13 protein-coding genes are annotated in these 15,983 nt (G+C 37.2%); 4 read left to right on the plus strand and 9 right to left on the minus strand.

Translation table 11 applies throughout. The features are described from left to right. Nucleotides 1-50 precede the first annotated feature (50 nt). From METBO_RS00385 to cfbB, 4 genes are all read right to left on the minus strand, one after another. A complete protein-coding gene (locus METBO_RS00385; RefSeq protein ID WP_013643683.1) occupies nucleotides 51-1,271 on the minus strand; it encodes an HD domain-containing protein in 1,221 nt (406 codons plus the stop codon). A 92-nt stretch (nucleotides 1,272-1,363) separates the two neighbouring features. Next, a complete protein-coding gene (locus METBO_RS00390) occupies nucleotides 1,364-2,194 on the minus strand; it encodes a F420-dependent methylenetetrahydromethanopterin dehydrogenase (RefSeq protein WP_013643684.1) in 831 nt (276 codons plus the stop codon). Nucleotides 2,195-2,438: 244 nt separating this feature from the next. After that, nucleotides 2,439-3,509 (minus strand): hypothetical protein, encoded by a 1,071-nt coding sequence (locus METBO_RS00395; protein ID WP_013643685.1) that lies wholly within the window; start codon nucleotides 3,507-3,509, stop codon nucleotides 2,439-2,441. Nucleotides 3,510-3,532: 23 nt separating this feature from the next. After that, nucleotides 3,533-4,888, minus strand: coding sequence for a Ni-sirohydrochlorin a,c-diamide synthase (gene cfbB, locus METBO_RS00400; protein ID WP_013643686.1), 1,356 nt, complete (start codon nucleotides 4,886-4,888; stop codon nucleotides 3,533-3,535). Between the two features lie 84 nt (nucleotides 4,889-4,972). Between cfbB and METBO_RS00405 the strand changes: the two genes are divergently transcribed. Continuing rightward, nucleotides 4,973-6,091: a radical SAM protein gene (locus tag METBO_RS00405; RefSeq protein ID WP_013643687.1), complete on the plus strand. Its 1,119-nt coding sequence runs from the start codon at nucleotides 4,973-4,975 to the stop codon at nucleotides 6,089-6,091. A gap of 90 nt (nucleotides 6,092-6,181) precedes the next feature. Here METBO_RS00405 and METBO_RS00410 read toward each other — a convergent pair whose 3' ends face one another. From METBO_RS00410 to METBO_RS00420, 3 genes are all read right to left on the minus strand, one after another. Next, nucleotides 6,182-6,607 (minus strand): hypothetical protein, encoded by a 426-nt coding sequence (locus METBO_RS00410; RefSeq protein ID WP_013643688.1) that lies wholly within the window; start codon nucleotides 6,605-6,607, stop codon nucleotides 6,182-6,184. Continuing rightward, complete coding sequence (locus tag METBO_RS00415; RefSeq protein ID WP_013643689.1) at nucleotides 6,604-7,389, minus strand: ParA family protein; 786 nt, start codon at nucleotides 7,387-7,389, stop codon at nucleotides 6,604-6,606. Before METBO_RS00415 ends, METBO_RS00410 begins: the two co-directional genes overlap by 4 nt. A 231-nt stretch (nucleotides 7,390-7,620) precedes the next feature. Continuing rightward, nucleotides 7,621-9,465: a threonine--tRNA ligase gene (locus tag METBO_RS00420; RefSeq protein WP_013643690.1), complete on the minus strand. Its 1,845-nt coding sequence runs from the start codon at nucleotides 9,463-9,465 to the stop codon at nucleotides 7,621-7,623. A 316-nt stretch (nucleotides 9,466-9,781) separates the two neighbouring features. Between METBO_RS00420 and ilvD the strand changes: the two genes are divergently transcribed. The 3 genes from ilvD (at nucleotide 9,782) to argS (ending at nucleotide 13,634) form a co-directional block, all read left to right on the plus strand. Continuing rightward, nucleotides 9,782-11,437, plus strand: coding sequence for a dihydroxy-acid dehydratase (gene ilvD / locus METBO_RS00425; RefSeq protein ID WP_013643691.1), 1,656 nt, complete (start codon nucleotides 9,782-9,784; stop codon nucleotides 11,435-11,437). 9 nt (nucleotides 11,438-11,446) lie between these two features. Then, nucleotides 11,447-11,872 carry a signal peptidase I gene (locus METBO_RS00430; RefSeq protein ID WP_013643692.1) on the plus strand — a complete coding sequence of 142 codons (426 nt, stop codon included), beginning with the start codon at nucleotides 11,447-11,449 and terminating at the stop codon, nucleotides 11,870-11,872. Between the two features lie 76 nt (nucleotides 11,873-11,948). Beyond that, nucleotides 11,949-13,634, plus strand: a complete 1,686-nt coding sequence (gene argS / locus METBO_RS00435) for an arginine--tRNA ligase (protein WP_013643693.1) — start codon at nucleotides 11,949-11,951, stop codon at nucleotides 13,632-13,634. Nucleotides 13,635-13,655: 21 nt separating this feature from the next. On the opposite strand, the gene argF is transcribed toward argS, so the two are convergent. Together argF and purD are read right to left on the minus strand one after the other, a co-directional pair. Continuing rightward, nucleotides 13,656-14,558, minus strand: a complete 903-nt coding sequence (gene argF / locus METBO_RS00440; RefSeq protein ID WP_013643694.1) for an ornithine carbamoyltransferase — start codon at nucleotides 14,556-14,558, stop codon at nucleotides 13,656-13,658. Nucleotides 14,559-14,647: 89 nt separating this feature from the next. Continuing rightward, nucleotides 14,648-15,973, minus strand: coding sequence for a phosphoribosylamine--glycine ligase (purD, locus tag METBO_RS00445; protein WP_013643695.1), 1,326 nt, complete (start codon nucleotides 15,971-15,973; stop codon nucleotides 14,648-14,650). Nucleotides 15,974-15,983 lie beyond the last annotated feature (10 nt).

Here is a 15,983-nt window from a genome sequence, read left to right on the forward strand (position 1 = left end):
TACTAAATCCATTAATAAAAAAATATGGAATATTCCCTCCACAATATCAATTAAGGGTTCGATTCCATTGTGAATGTTCTTTTAAAGAAGTAATCAAACAAGTATCCAAAATCAATACCAGATATCTTTTTTCCCTTAAATTTCTTATAAATGTCCATTCTTCCTTCTTCTAACTTTTTTGAAGTGATGCCATGTTTTATTGACAGGTCTGCTTCTATGAATGCTGCTAGTTTATCACAAGCCTTGATCAATTCCCCATCCAAGGGATAGTATTCATTTTTATTGTACTTTCGGTTAATTTCTTTAAAATCGATCCCCTTCTTAATGGAATCCTCTACCCTTACCTTGTTTACAAACTCATCCTTAGTGAAGTAGTTCATTTCCCTTCTCCATGATACAGGTAAGAGGGGAAGTAGTCTTGTTTTCATTTGATTCTCTTCAAATTCTTTAATTAAATCTTCAAGTCCCTTAACAGAACTTTTAACAGGAGATATTATATCCTTCGTAAGCACCTCCGGAAGGTCGTGGAAGAGTCCTGCAAAGAAATTGTTGTAAAGTCTCTTTGGGCATGCCTCATTTTCAAGTGAAAAGAGGTAAGAAGTTATTGCAACTATGTACATGTGCCCTAAAACCGAAGTTTTTGGAACACGCGGAGAATGGGCCCATCTCTCTTGAAACCTGAGCTGACCACAGAGATCTATGAATCCAAATGACTTTTTTTCAAGCGACAGTTTCTGAACACCTATTAGATCGTAATGATCCTCGATCTGATTTTCTATCTCTGCTTTAGTGTCTTCAATGCCATAAATAAATGGAGATGAATGATAAATGATTCTAAACTCCCAGTTTGTAGCCAAATAATGTGCAGCTTTGAGTATTTTTCTTTCAAATTTGGAATATTCAGTATCAAATAGATAACGTTTAAAATTAGCTTCAAATTGGGGTTTAAGACCTTTGAAATCCCCTTTCAATTTTGATATTACATGATCGTTTAGATCCTTGGCCTTTTCCTCCATCATCTTGTGGAATATCGGAGGTTTCAAATCAGTTAATATGGTTCTGTGTAAAAATTCAAAAATACCGCCTTCGATGAGTTTTTGCCAGTTTACATCAGCATTTCGATCTTTTTCCTCAAATTTGGCAATTACATATGCTAAAACCATTTTATGTGCTTGTTTATCTAATTCTGTTAATTCTACTGGCCGGATATGATCGTTCCATCTATTCATGCTAGCTGCTTCGTACAATCTTTCAATAAGATCCTCTATCATGCTACACCTGTAAAATTATTGAGAAAATCTAAAAATAATCTAATTCAAAAAAAAATATTTAAACGACCAAAGTTGGCCGTTTTAGAGTATGTTTATTCTGGTTTGTCAGCTAAAGCGACTTTACTTAGAGTCTGGCCTTTTCCACCGTGAGGAGTCCTTACAACGGTGTCGTTAGCTTTTTCTATGTCCCTTGCTTCAGATGCTAATTTAGCTGCTACACCTAACATTTCGTGAGCAGATGCAACTAAAGGTATGTACTTTTCAGCGTCCCTAACCATGAAACATCCTTCGACATCTATGTCTGCCACTTTGGTTGCTATTTCATATGCAGCCATTGCTTTTGCTTTTGCGTATGGGCTACCGAAAGCAGCTGCTTCGACAGCTTTATCCCTTGTTATAACAACTTTAGGGAGTTCGAGAGTTTCTCCAGATTCAACTGCAGTTACTGCAGCATCGATTGTGTTCTGAACTACTCTGTATGCTCCGGTTAAAGCTAACACTTTAATTACATCGGAGTTAAAAGATGCCATTTCTGTTGGGTCAAGGAATTCTCTCCTTGCACCTATCATTGGGTCTGCTTTGACGATGATGTAGCCTAAGCCTTGTTCATCCATTTCGTCCTTGGATCTTAATCCTGGAGCGTCACCAATTATGATTGCAGGAACGTCTGCTGCAGATAATAATTCTCTAGCTTTAGCAGGGCCTGGTGCACCTGGGTTTGGGCTTATGAATATAACAAAATCTCTGTCCATTTCTAACATTAATGGTACAGCCTTCTCGATTTCTTCTGGGTTCATTTTAGCCCCAGAACCAACTACACAAGTATCTATGTTTGGTCTGTCAGCCCTCTCATCAAGTAATAAGTCAATTACTGGGGAGGTACCGATGTTACCGCATTTAATGATTCCTATTTTTACAACCATTTTATCACCAGACTTGCTATTCAAATGATCTAATAAGTATTTTTTGATTTAATTTTTTTGACTAAGCTTTTATAGGTGTTGAGAAGGACGATATAAAGAGAACTAAAATTAGATTTGATGTACCTATACTGATCCTTTAAATTTAGGAATAAATCAATTCAACACGGAATCTAATCCTAAATTAATGTCTAAAACAAATTAACTCGCAAATATAAGTTTAATTGATAAATTTAGAGCATAATATTTATTTAAATTCGGATCTGGCATTCCATATGCTTCTAAAGCTTTGAATACCACTTGATGTGGTTTTGAGCTTATCAAAATTTTGTATGATTTCTAAAGTGTTTTTAACGGCAGTTTTACCATCATCTACTAATTTTCTACCGTTGGGAGTTTTTATTTCTAAGACTGCATCTGCAATATCCTTTATTTCAGCAACTTCGATCCCAATTTCATGGGCCAGATCCACACTTGCATGTTTCCTGTGAAATCCAGCTATTTTAACTGCAGGGGTGGAAAGTACTCCGGCTTCAATGGTTAAGCCCATACCCGCACCATATATTATTCCCTTAGATGCCTCCATAAGTCCAGGTAACTCAACATATCCCTCTAAAACCTTTAAATTCGGAGATTTTATGAAGGATTTAACATAAGATTCGCTGAATCTAAATGGGACAACAAGTATATTTGTATTGAGACTTTCCACTTGGCGTATAATATTTGGGACATCTTCCCCCTTCACATCTCCCCCTAAAACAAGTAAATAAAATTCATCTACTGAATATTTAGTTTTAACAGAATCAGAATCTTCCATTTCAAGTGAATCCACATAAACTGCCATGGGATAGCCTCCAATTGAATGCACATTTTTGAGGCCATATCTAGCTTCGACATACTCTTTGTATTCAGGAGATGGAACAGTGACTAAATTTGAAAATGCCAACATTTCTATTGGGTTGTAAATGTCTTGTTCGATGTGTAAGTTGGGTATTCTAAGGATTTTGGCTGCAGAAATCCCTTTTCGGACATCCCCTGCATTTCCACATGTCATTAAAAGATCAATATCCCTACCTCTTAGGAATTTAATGACTCGCCAGACATCCTCCATTACCAAAGTAGCAATCTTAGAGTTGGAACGTTTTTTAGCACCATGCCCCCTACTCTGGCCAATGGAATGTATTTCTGTACAGTAGTTACCCAGTATTTCTTCGACTCCGTGGCCATGGGTTAATCCAATGACATCCGCATCTAGCTGTTGAATAATCGGTACAAATGCTTTTGCTGGTGCCATTTCTGCTAAAACTGCTATTTTCATTGTCATCTCCACTTACCTTCTGGTTATGAATCTTTGTTGTGTGAGTTCCTTGCAAAATTTAAACCAAACTGGGGACATGCAGCTACATGGGTATGAACATAGCTTGCAACTGTGTTGTTTTCCATTAAACCATCATTAGAACCATCTATTCCACGACCCCTTAATATTTTAAAGGCATATTTAGGATTGTTTCCATCTACCTCGATCTTTGAATAGTGGAATTCGTGACCTTTAAACTGTTCCCCTTTGTTTAAAATGATGTTATCATTTTGCGCTTCTGAAATAACGTAACTCAATGCTTGAACATTCTTTGTCATTTTTGAAGGATATTTAAAAACATTGCACATTGAATGACCATTTATAGAATTGGATAAATACATCAGCCCCCCACATTCGGCATAAATGGGATGGGCATCGTTATGAAACTTAAGTATGGACTTCCTCATAGAACTGTTTCTTGATAGTTCCTTGGCAAATATTTCCGGGTAACCCCCTCCAATGTACAATCCATCCACATCAGGAATTGTTTCATCATGGATCGGGCTGAATGGGATAATTTTAGCTTTATTTGCTTCTAAAGATTCGATGTTTTCTTTGTAGTAGAACGTGAACACCTCATCCATTGCTACCCCTATCTTAACGGGTTTCTTATTTCCTTCCTCCCAAATTGGTTCCCTTCCACGAGGTAGATCACCGGAATTTTTCATTATAGCTATTAGGGCATCTAGATCTATGTTGTTGGTCATTTCTTCTCCCCATTTCTCAATGGATTGGAGAATATTTTGACGTTCTACAGCGGGTACCAACCCCAGATGTCGTTGTTCTACTGTTATAGCTTCTTTTCTAGGTATGCCCCCTATCACAGGAGTGTCTGAGAGTTTTTCCACGGCTTCCTTGGTTTTTAAATAGTGTTTTTTATTTTTCACGTAGTTTAAAATAACCCCATCTATCCGTATTGACGGATCAAGTGTTTTAAATCCAATAACTACTGCAGCAGCACTTTTAACAAGACTTCGCGAGTTTAGAATCAGGATCACTGGTGCATTTAGGGCTTTTGCTACAGATGCTGTGCTGCCCACTTCACCTAAAGGACTTATACCTTCATAAAGACCCCTGACACCTTCAATTATTCCCATATCTGATTTAGAGCTATTTATTCCCCTTTCAAATGCTTCGCGAATTTGACCATCTGACATGAAAAAAGAATCTAGATTCCTTGAAACATTTCCAGTGGCTAAACCATGATAAGTTGGATCTATATAATCAGGACCGGCTTTAAAGGGTTGGACATTGTACTCAGAAGAAAGGGCGCTCATTATGCCCGTAGAAATTGTTGTTTTACCAACTGCACTTCCTGTTCCTGCTATAACGGCTCTCATACTATTTAGTAAGTGTTGATCTTATTTATAATTTGATTATTTTTGAAAAATTATAATTAATATCAACTCATAATATTTTTTGTAATGAACAGAGTTAGAAGAATGGAAATTCTTGGAGAATCTGCCAAATACGACAGATGTAATTATGGAAATTACAATCCTGACAATTTTTTTTCTGAGAAATTACCCGGAGTCTATAATGCAACTAATCCTAACGGAGTTTGCATGCCGCTTTTCAAGGTTTTAATGACCAATAAATGTTCAAATGATTGTACCTACTGTGTCAATAACTGTGCCAACAAATTCAATAGAGTGGAACTATCTCCCTCAGAACTGACATCCATCTTTCTCGAATACTACAATAACAAGTTGGTTGAAGGTCTTTTTTTGAGTTCAGGGGTTCCGGGAGATATTGACGTGTCTATGGAAAACATGGTTGAAGTCGCAAGGCAGCTCAGGATGGATCATGGTTATCAGGGTTACATTCATTTGAAGATATTACCAGGATCCTCTTATGACATGATTAAAAGAGCCATGAGCCTTGCTAATCGTGTCAGTATAAACATTGAAGCAGCTACTTCTGAAGGGTTCAACGAACTATCCTCAACCAAAAATTTTAACACTGATATATTGAGGAGGATGGCATGGATCAAAAGACTAATGAAAAGGGATGAGAACCTAGCACCCTCTGGCCACACCACACAATTCATAGTTGGGGCCTCACATGAATCAGATTCTGATATTTTAAAGAGAGTAAATTGGCTTTATAAAAAAATGGATATTAGAAGAAGCTATTTCAGTGCTTTCAATTCCATGGAGGGTACACCTCTGGAAGGTCATGAAGAACCTGCTCCTCTAAGAACTGGAAGACTCTACCAAGCCGATCATCTTGTTAAATCCTATGGATTCGATCTGGAAGAACTGAGCTTTGAAGAGGATGGTAACATGATCCTTGATATGGATCCTAAGTATGTTACTGCAGTTTCGAACATGGACATGTTTCCAATTGAGCTCAACACAGCTACTTATAAAGAACTACTTAGAGTTCCAGGTATTGGAAAAATCTCTGCCAGAAGGATTATTGAATCTAGAAAACGTGGAAAACAATATAAAAGTTTAGAAGAACTTAAAAATATAGGCGTAAATATTAAAAAAGCTGAAATATTTGTTAAACTTAAAAATTCTTATCAAACTACTCTTTAAAGTGGTTAATTTCTTGCAATTATCGTGTAAAAAAACAAGTATAAGTTATAACTTATAAGATATAAGTTGGAACTTATAAGTTATAAGACATCATATATCTTTGTCTTCAAACACTTCCCAAAGTTCAGGATACTTATCTTTAACAGCATCTTCAATAAGTGCAGATGCTTCTTTACTAATACTGAATTCCGGCTTTGTCTTTTTTAGTAACCTTAGCACTGCAGCAGATTTAGCTGACCACAAAGATATTCTAGGGTTTTTATTGACTTCAACGATAACACTATCCACAAGGTCTTCTTGAATAGAGTTGTCTCGAATTACTGCCTTAGATTTTTTAGTGGACCTTTGTTTCTTAGGTGTTGGTTTGCGTTTACTGGTTTTTGGATTTGAAGTATTAGATCTTGGTTTTTCATTGGATTTTTGTGTTTGTGGTTCTTCAGATTTCTCATCTTCAGGTTCCACTCGTATCAATGCGTCTAACCCTCTTCCAAGGGCGCTTTCTTTTTTCTGAGTCATTTACTGTCCACCGTCCCATCGATCTTGATGATTTCCTTGGCCAGATCTACGTAAGCCTGGGAACCACTTGATTCCTCATCGTATATGATACAAGGTTTACCATGGCTCGGTGCTTCTGCAAGGGTAACATTTCGAGGAATGGTAGTCTTGAATACGTATTCGGATTGCCCAAAGTACTCCTTAACATTACTGTATACGTCTCTTCCAAGGCGGGTTCTCGAATCGTAGAGTGTGAGTAAAATACCTTTAATTGGAGAAGGACTTTTTAATCTCCTTTCCACTAACCCTATAGCTTCTAACAAATCTGCCATACCTTCTAATGCATAAAATTCAGCTTGTATTGGTATTATTACACTATTTGCTGCTACAAGACAGTTAATAGTCAAAATACCCAGTGAAGGTGGAACATCAATAAATATATAGTCATAATTTTCAGCCACACTTTCCATTGCCAATTCCAAAATGGTGTGGTATCCCACTTCTTTACTTAATTCAATTTCTGCTCCACTCAAAGCAATATTACTAGGTACAACATCAAGCCCTGAAATATCGGTTGAAACTGTTGCATCTTCAACACTACTGTTACCTGTTAAAACAGAATATATGGTGCTATCTACTTCATTTTTCTGTATTCCAAAACCAGTTGTTGCATTTCCCTGTGGATCCATATCCACAACAAGAACACGCTTATCATTAAGTGCTAGGGCTGCTGCTAAATTTACTGCAGTCGTGGTTTTACCACAGCCCCCCTTTTGATTTAGTATTGCTATTATTTCGGCCATGTGATCTGCCTCCATTAGTTATTATAAGTTCTAAATTATAACTTATAACTTATAATATAAATATTTTTGTCAAATTCCTAGCCCATAACAGGGTAACAGATTAAAACAATTCTATTTCCAAAGACAATTGAGGATTATATTCAATTAATAGAAGAAAAATAATCTTTACCCGAAAAATAAATCTGAAAGGTTGATCCTACCAAAAAAAATAGAAAAATGATAAGATAGAGATTAGAAATTAACTCTATTTCCCAATGTAATTGGAAGTGGAAGTTTTCTAAACGGCATGCCTTTAGTTTCTTCGTGGATCCTGTTGACTAATTCGTCAATATCCATTTCTATCTTTTCATTAGTTTCCCTTACGTTAACAGTAACAGCTCCACCTTCGAGTTCTCTGTCACCTATTACAATAACGTATGGTACCCAATCTCCTGCTGCATTTCTAATTTTCTTACCAACAGTTTCATGTCTTTCATCGAGATCTACCCTGACATTTTGATCCCTTATCTTTTGAACAATATCCTGCGCATAGTCATTATGACGTTCTGCAATTGGAATCACCCTAACTTGTGAAGGAGTTAACCAGATAGGTAACATAGGTGGTCTGAAGTTTCTTTCAATGGCACTCTTTTCAAGTAAACTGCAAATTACCCTTTCTATACTGCCAGTAGGACTGCAGTGAATAATGATGGGATGTACTTCGTTCTCATCTGGATCGATGTATGTTATTCCAAATCTTTCACCACTCTCCACATCGATCTGTATGGTTGGATTTTCAATTGGCCTTCCAAGATAATCGATTGCTGCAAAATCCATCTTTGCAATCCAATAATGCTTTCTTTCAGGTAAAATTTCCAATAAAACCGGTTTCCCTATTTTATCTGCGGAAGAAAAGACCCATTCTTTGTTTTCTTCGAAAAAGTCCTTGGTTGCCCTCATTATTACTTCGTAGTTGACTTCAAGGTCTATTCCTGTTTGTTTGCACATGTCAATCTGGCCATCAAATTCAACCATTGCATGGTCGACATCTGCACAAACAGTGTGGAGATCCGGCATTGTAAAACCTCTTAAACGTTTTAGACCGACAACTTCTCCTTTTTTCTCTAATCTGAAACTGTAGGTTGATAATTCATATATTCCTACAGGAAGGTTCTTCCAGGTTAAAAAGGAATCTGAAAGCACTCTAAATGCCCCGAAACAACACGCATATCTTAACATTAATTCCTTGTTTTTTGTACCCATTCTGTACTGTCTCTCACCGAATTTCTCAGCATGCACCCTTATGGCATCATCTGCCAAGTCGTACATTATTGGAGTCTCAACTGGCATTGCTCCCCTTTCAGTTACCAAGTTGTAAACATAATCTGCTAAAAGATCACGTATTAACCTGCCCTTAGGATACCACCTTAAATGACCCACATCAGCAGATGGTTCATAATCTGCAAGGTGTTTCTCCCTCATAATTTTTACGTGGGGTGGTTCTTCTCCTGTGGATTCGCCTCGACCCAACTCATAATCGACCAGCTTCTTAAGATCGTTATTTTCGAAATTGTAATCTTCAACCCCTAGAATCTTTCCATCTGACAGCATGTAAAATTCAGATTTTGCTGGTTCGGATTCTTCTTTAGATTCTTCAGAAGCATCTTCTGGTTTTTCATCAGTTATAGTTCTTGAAAGTTCAGAAAGCGGATGGCCTTTGCAGGCCACTTCAAATGATTTGTACCATCCGAAAGGAACCCTCTTGACATTTACACCCAAATTAGCTAGGCCAGTTTCCATGTTGGTTAAAATCTGCTTCGCCATATCTGGAGAACTTAAAGAGGAACTTAAATGCGCATAAGGATATACTGCTACAATTTCGGCTCCAACTTTACCAAATACATCTTTAATCTCGTTAATAGCATTTTCAACGATGATATCTGGATTTTTTTCGTCTTCCTTCTCAACAGCTGTGAATACCACAAGAGCATTCTCATACTCTCCTTGCTTCTTATCCTCAGGTATTTCTTCAGCTATCCTTGTTTTGGATTTGGTTTTGTATTTTAAATAATCAGAATGAATCAAAAGTATTCTCATTGTACCACCTTAGTTATATTAAAAAAACTGTTGATTTCTTACTATTTCCATAAAATTACTTTAAAAATTGTTATGCAATTCCATCTCATAATTTAGAAATGATATTGAAAACCATTAATATAAATTTAAACAATTTTATTTATGTAGTTATTGAAAACAGGTTTTTATACAAACAAAATTAAATTGTTTGAATGTTCATTTTAAATGATATGATAATTATAAATGTACTACAAATTGTTATATAAATATAGTCCAGAATAAATTACAAAATTTTTTATCTGAATTATTAATTTTTATATTAACTCATGGTGATCGAATGAGAAGTGACACTATTAAAAAGGGATTACATCGAGCTCCACACAGATCTCTTTTGAGAGCTTGTGGATTAAACGATGCAGATATGAAAAAACCATTCATAGGTATTGCAAACAGTTATACAGATATTGTTCCAGGACATGTACACCTCAACTCCATTGCAGATACTGTTAAACAGAGCATTGCAGAGGCAGGAGGGCTTGGATTTGAATTTAACACCATGGCAATTTGTGATGGAATAGCCATGAATCATGAGGGCATGAAGTACTCCCTTGCATCAAGGGAAATTGTTGCAGATACAGTTGAAAGCATGGCCATGGCACATCAATTTGATGGTCTGGTACTCATTCCTACATGTGACAAAATTGTTCCAGGAATGCTCATGGCAGCTGCAAGATTAGATATTCCAGCAATAGTTGTTACTGGTGGCCCCATGCTTCCAGGAAAATATAAGGGAAAGAATGTAGATTTAATAAGTGTTTATGAAGCAGTTGGAGCTGTTTCATCAGGTAAAATGACTGAAGAAGAAATTGATGAATTGGAACGATGTGCATGTCCAGGTCCGGGCTCTTGTTCTGGTTTGTTCACTGCAAATACCATGGCATGTATTACCGAAGCCATTGGAATGAGTTTACCCTACTGTGCAACAGCCCATGCAGTTGATAAAAAGAAACTTAGTATAGCATCTGATTCTGGGAAAAAGATCCTCGAACTCGTGGAAAAAAATATCACCCCCTCCAAGATAATGACACAGCAGGCATTTAAAAATGCAATAGCAGTGGATATGGCATTGGGAGGATCTTCCAACACAGCCCTGCATGTTCCTGCAATTGCATTTGAACTAGAAGAACAGGGAGTTAAGGTGGATCTGGATTTGTTCAACGATATGAGCAAAGAAATTCCACACATAACTCACCTAAGTCCTGCAGGTGAACACACCATGCTTGATCTAGATAAAGCAGGAGGAATACCTGCAGTTTTAAAAGTAATCGAGGAAAAGCTAGATATTACTACTATTACTTGTACAGGCAAAAGTTTAGGCGAAAACATTGCAGAAGCAAGGGTTTTAGATGGAAATGTCATCCACACCCTAGAAGATCCCATACATGTCGAAGGAGGCATTGCTGTACTTAAGGGAAACCTTGCCCCTAATGGATCTGTTGTTAAACAAGGAGCTGTTAAAGAAGATATGATGGTACATGAAGGGCCTGCAAAAGTATTCGACAGCGAAGAAGAGTGTGTAGAAGCAATTTTTGATGGGAAAATTGATGAAGGTGATGTAATAGTCATCCGCTATGAAGGTCCAAAGGGTGGGCCTGGTATGAGAGAAATGTTAAATCCTACCTCGGCTATATCAGGTATGGAAATAAAATCTGTGGCACTCATCACCGATGGTAGATTTTCAGGTGGAACACGCGGCCCATCAATAGGGCACATATCGCCCGAAGCCATGGCTGATGGTCCATTAGCTGCTGTAAACAACGGAGATATTATCAAAATAGATATTCCAAATAGAAAATTAGAACTTAAAGTACCTGAATCCGAAATCAAAGAAAGAATCAAAGTAGCAGATAAACCAGAAAGACCAGTCAAGGGCTGGCTTGCTAGATACCGGAAATTAGCAACATCTGCAGATGAAGGAGCAATTCTAAGGTAGGAGTAAACAATGACCGATAACCGTGAAATAATTAGTTATGTTGTAATAATCGTCATTGGAATAATATTAGCACAACATATGAACGTTGTAGTATCAGGAAGTATGGAACCTGTATTTTACAGAGGTGACGTAGTAGTTATTGAAAAAACGGATTTCTTGGGCATTCAAGAAATAAATAAAGATGATTTAAAGGTTGGAGACATTGTTATTTACCAAGCCACATGGTTCCCTGATCCAGTTATTCACAGGATCATCGCCACTGGAACTGACGTGAATGGAACGCCGTATTACGTAACCAAGGGGGATAATAACCAGGTTCAGGATCCTGCACCAGTTTACCATGATCAAGTCATGGCAAAGGTGGTTACGCTAGGAAACACTCCATTTGTTATTCCAAAAGTAGGATACATCACTTTATGGATAAGAGGATTGTAATTTAACATTTCAGGACTTTTCCTGAAATCTCTTTTTTATTTATTAAAAATTAAATTTGACACAACGGTGAGTTTTAATGTACAGAATATTAATATCAGAATCAATTAATGCACTTTCAGAGGCTATTAAAAGTTTAGGTTGGGAGATTCCGGATGAAATCAAGGTTGAAGAACCTCCAAATCCTGAACTTGGAGATGTTGCTAGTTCAGTTTCGTTTCAACTAGCAAAAGAACTTAAACGTTCCCCAATGGAAATTACACAAGAAATTTTAAAGGCTTTAAAGATTCCAGATATATTCAGCAAGGTAGAATCTAAAGGGCCTTACATAAATTTTTATGCTAATTACAACGAGTTTTCGAGTCTGGTTTTGAATTCCATCACTGAAGATTATGGGAAACTTGAGTCGAATAACACTAAAATTATATTGGAACACACTTCCGCAAACCCCAACGGCCCACTCCACATAGGACATATTAGAAATTCAATAATCGGAGATTCCCTTGCACGTGTACTAAAATCTGCAGGGTACGAAGTTGAAACCCAATACTATGTAAATGATATGGGCAGGCAAATTGCAATGATTGTTTGGGGCCTATTGAATCTTGATTATAATATGGATCCATTTGGAAAACCTGATCATGAAATAGGTAAACTCTACTTCAACGTGAATGAAAAACTTCGTGCAAATCCAGAAATAAAGGATGAAGTAAGTGCTTTACTGAAACGCTACGAAAGGGGTGATGATCCTGAACTAGAGAAAATGTTTGAAGGTGTGGTTAAAAACTGTCTAGAGGGCATATCAACTACCTCTAAAAGGTTGAATGTTAACCATGATGCATTTATATGGGAGAGTCGTTTCATTAAAAATGGTAGTGTTGCCAACATATTGAAATCTCTAGATGAATACATCCAGAAGAACGAAGTTGTCTATATGGACCTTAACAGTTATGGTATCGAAAAGGAACTGATACTCATACGTTCAGACGGAACTTCCCTCTACGCAACAAGGGACCTTGCATATCACAAGGAAAAATCTGAAGGATCAGACAGGTACATAGATATTCTGGGATCGGATCACAAACTAGCAATAGATCAACTCAAGGTACCACTGGAGTTATTGGGGGCTAAAGCGCCAGAAACAATATTTTATGAATTTATCACACTTCCAGAGGGATCCATGTCCACAAGGAGAGGAGTTTTCATTAGTGTGGATGAACTGATGAATGAGGCTGTATCCAGAGCCATGATAGAAATTGAAAAACGAAGAACAGATCTTGGAGAATCTGAACGTTTGAAAATAGCTGAAATAGTTGGTATTGGTGCTATAAGATATTATATTGCCCGTTTGTCACCAGAAAAACATATTGTTTTCAAATGGGATGAAGCACTCAGTTTCGAAAGGGGTTGTGCATCTATTCAGTACGCACATGCAAGGGCATGTAAACTACTTGAAAATGCCAATTATGATAGAAATTCCTTAAAAATTGATAATTTTGATCTTGATGACAAAATTGAGATCGAACTTGTTAAATTAATGTCCAAATTCTCTGCAGCCATAGAAGAATCAGCAAGAATAAACAGGGTTCATAACATTGCACAGTACTCATTGGATCTAGCTGGGGGATTTAACAAATTTTACAAAGCCCTGCCTGTAATAGATTCTGAAAAAGAAGATTTAAGGCTTTTAATTGTTGATAAATTCAGGATAACCATCAGAAATAGCCTTGAATTGATTGGAATAGAAGCTCCAGAGTCCATGTAGGACTCTAGTGTCTATTTTTTTTTATTTTAAAATATTGTACAAAACTGCAGTCTGCACATGCATTCTATTTTCAGCTTGATCCCATATGATGGAACTATCACTCTTCATTACTTCGTCTGTAATTTCCTGGCCTCGAATTGCAGGTAAACAGTGCATCACACATGCGTCGGGTTTTGCAAAGGTTAGGAGTTCCATGTTGACCTGATAATTTTTAAGGTCTTCAATACGCTTCAATTTTTCAGCTTCATCCCCCATACTCACCCAAACATCAGTATAAATGATATCCGCGTCTTTAACTCCTTCACTAACAATTGGAGTGATCTCAATCTTCGATCCAGTCTTTTCTGCTATTTTTAATGCTTCATCATATATTTCAGCGTCTGGTTCGTAGCCAAGAGGACACACCACAGTCATGTCCATTCCAACATAAGCACAAGCCAGAAGCAGGGAATTACAAACATTGTTTCCATCCCCTAAAAATGCCATTTTAACATTGTAACTCTGTTTATGCTCATATATCGTAAAAATATCTGTCAAAGCTTGACAAGGATGCTCTTTGTTTGTCAGGCCATTGATAACTGGAACAGTAGAATGTTCCGAAAATTTTACTACTTCTTCATGTTCCTTGGCCCTTATCATAACCCCATCAACATAGCGTGACATCACCATTGCGGTGTCTTCTATGATCTCTCCACGTCCAAGCTGCATATCTGCAGCTGATAGATAAAGGGGATTACCTCCAAGATGTAACATTGCCATTTCAAATGAAATTCTTGTACGTGTTGAAGCTTTTTCAAAGATCATGGCTAGAGTCTTATTTTCTAGGGGTTTCAGACCATATGGGTCTTCTTTGAACTTCCCAGCAAGCTCCAAAATTTCAAATATTTCATCCTTAGCATCCAAAACTGATAGTAGATGTTTCATTCATTACTCCCCATAAAGCATTTCTCTTAAGAATTAGAATATATTGAACCCCTTTTATTTAAATTTAACTAAAAAGAAAGAAGATGAAATTAAAATCTCAATCCAGCTTCAAATCTGAGCTTCTGCATATTTGCCACCCTCTTTTGAACTAATTCTTCTGTACCAACATCACTCCTATGATAGACGTCTCCTTTCACATAACTTGTGGCTTTCTCACATATTTCTTCAGCTTCTGAGATGGTGTTACCAACACCAACAATACCCAAAGCTCTTGAAGCTGAGGTGAAAATTTTGTTATCCTTCTCATTTACAGCAGCGTAGTACACCATAGCTCCAGCATCGTTTATTTTTGTTTCATCAACTTCTATGACCTGTCCTGCTTTAGCTGTTTCTGGATAGCCCTTGGGTACAATGTACTTGCAAACAGTGGATTTGTGTTCAAACTCCGCTTTTTTAAGATTTCCATCTACAATCCCTTCGCAAATTTCTACAAAATCTGTTTTAAGGAGAGGTAACACATTCATGGCTTCAGGATCTCCAAATCGCGCGTTGTATTCAACCATTTTCGGACCATCACTACACAGCATGAATTGACCGTATAAAATACCCTTGTATGGATCTGCTTCAGTTTTTACTGCTTTCACAGTGTCTTCCATGATCTTGACTGCTTTCCTGTAACTTTTGTGATCAAGGAATGGGAGCAGTCCTGTAGCATCTGAATAGGAACCCATTCCTCCTGTTATAGGTCCTTGATCTCCTTCGTAGGCATGGGGATGATCCTGTGCTGCAGGCATGGGTAAAATTTTGTCACCATCAACAAATGCCTGTACAGTGAATTCTTCCCCTATAAGCCTTTCTTCAATTACTACTTGAGCATGGCCACTGATCTTGTTATTTATTATTTCATCCACGTATTTTTTTGCTGCATCTCCGTCTTCAAGGTGTTCTCCGACAATTTTAACTCCCTTTCCACCTGTTAGACCTATAGGTTTGATTACTACATCCTTATCAAAATTATCTATAAATTCTCCAGCGTCCTCAACATTGTCAAACACTTTGTAAACAATGGACCCATCTATCTTATGGGTTTCAAACAAGTCTCTCATGAATGCTTTGTCTGTTTCAATACGTGCTGCTTCTTTCGTTGGCCCCACACAGCCAATTCCTTCTTCAATGAGTTCATTGACAATACCCATTTCAAGCGGTGCTTCTGGACCAATTATTGCCATGTCAATATTGTTGGACTTGGCAAATTTTTTGACACCTTCAATATCCTTTTCATTACCAATTTGGTATTTTGAAATTCTGGCTATTCCAGGATTTTTGTTGCTCATAATAGAGTACAATTCTGCATCTTTAATCGAATTACATATAGCATGTTCTCTTGCTCCGGTTCCAACTACAAGAATATTCATCGAAATCCTC

Origin of the sequence: Methanobacterium lacus (assembly GCF_000191585.1) — an archaeon.
GTDB lineage: Archaea > Methanobacteriota > Methanobacteria > Methanobacteriales > Methanobacteriaceae > Methanobacterium_B > Methanobacterium_B lacus.

Coding starts and splice junctions, on each gene's coding strand:
- cfbB (WP_013643686.1), bottom strand. CDS start 4,888: ATGAGAGCCGTTATAGCAGGAACAGGAAGTGCAGTTGGTAAAACAACA.
- argF (WP_013643694.1), bottom strand. CDS start 14,558: ATGAAACATCTACTATCAGTTTTGGATGCTAAGGATGAAATATTTGAA.
- METBO_RS00385 (WP_013643683.1), bottom strand. CDS start 1,271: ATGATAGAGGATCTTATTGAAAGATTGTACGAAGCAGCTAGCATGAAT.
- argS (WP_013643693.1), top strand. CDS start 11,949: ATGTACAGAATATTAATATCAGAATCAATTAATGCACTTTCAGAGGCT.
- purD (WP_013643695.1), bottom strand. CDS start 15,973: ATGAATATTCTTGTAGTTGGAACCGGAGCAAGAGAACATGCTATATGT.
- METBO_RS00430 (WP_013643692.1), top strand. CDS start 11,447: ATGACCGATAACCGTGAAATAATTAGTTATGTTGTAATAATCGTCATT.
- METBO_RS00420 (WP_013643690.1), bottom strand. CDS start 9,465: ATGAGAATACTTTTGATTCATTCTGATTATTTAAAATACAAAACCAAA.
- METBO_RS00390 (WP_013643684.1), bottom strand. CDS start 2,194: ATGGTTGTAAAAATAGGAATCATTAAATGCGGTAACATCGGTACCTCC.
- METBO_RS00405 (WP_013643687.1), top strand. CDS start 4,973: ATGAACAGAGTTAGAAGAATGGAAATTCTTGGAGAATCTGCCAAATAC.
- METBO_RS00415 (WP_013643689.1), bottom strand. CDS start 7,389: ATGGCCGAAATAATAGCAATACTAAATCAAAAGGGGGGCTGTGGTAAA.
- ilvD (WP_013643691.1), top strand. CDS start 9,782: ATGAGAAGTGACACTATTAAAAAGGGATTACATCGAGCTCCACACAGA.
- METBO_RS00410 (WP_013643688.1), bottom strand. CDS start 6,607: ATGACTCAGAAAAAAGAAAGCGCCCTTGGAAGAGGGTTAGACGCATTG.
- METBO_RS00395 (WP_013643685.1), bottom strand. CDS start 3,509: ATGAAAATAGCAGTTTTAGCAGAAATGGCACCAGCAAAAGCATTTGTA.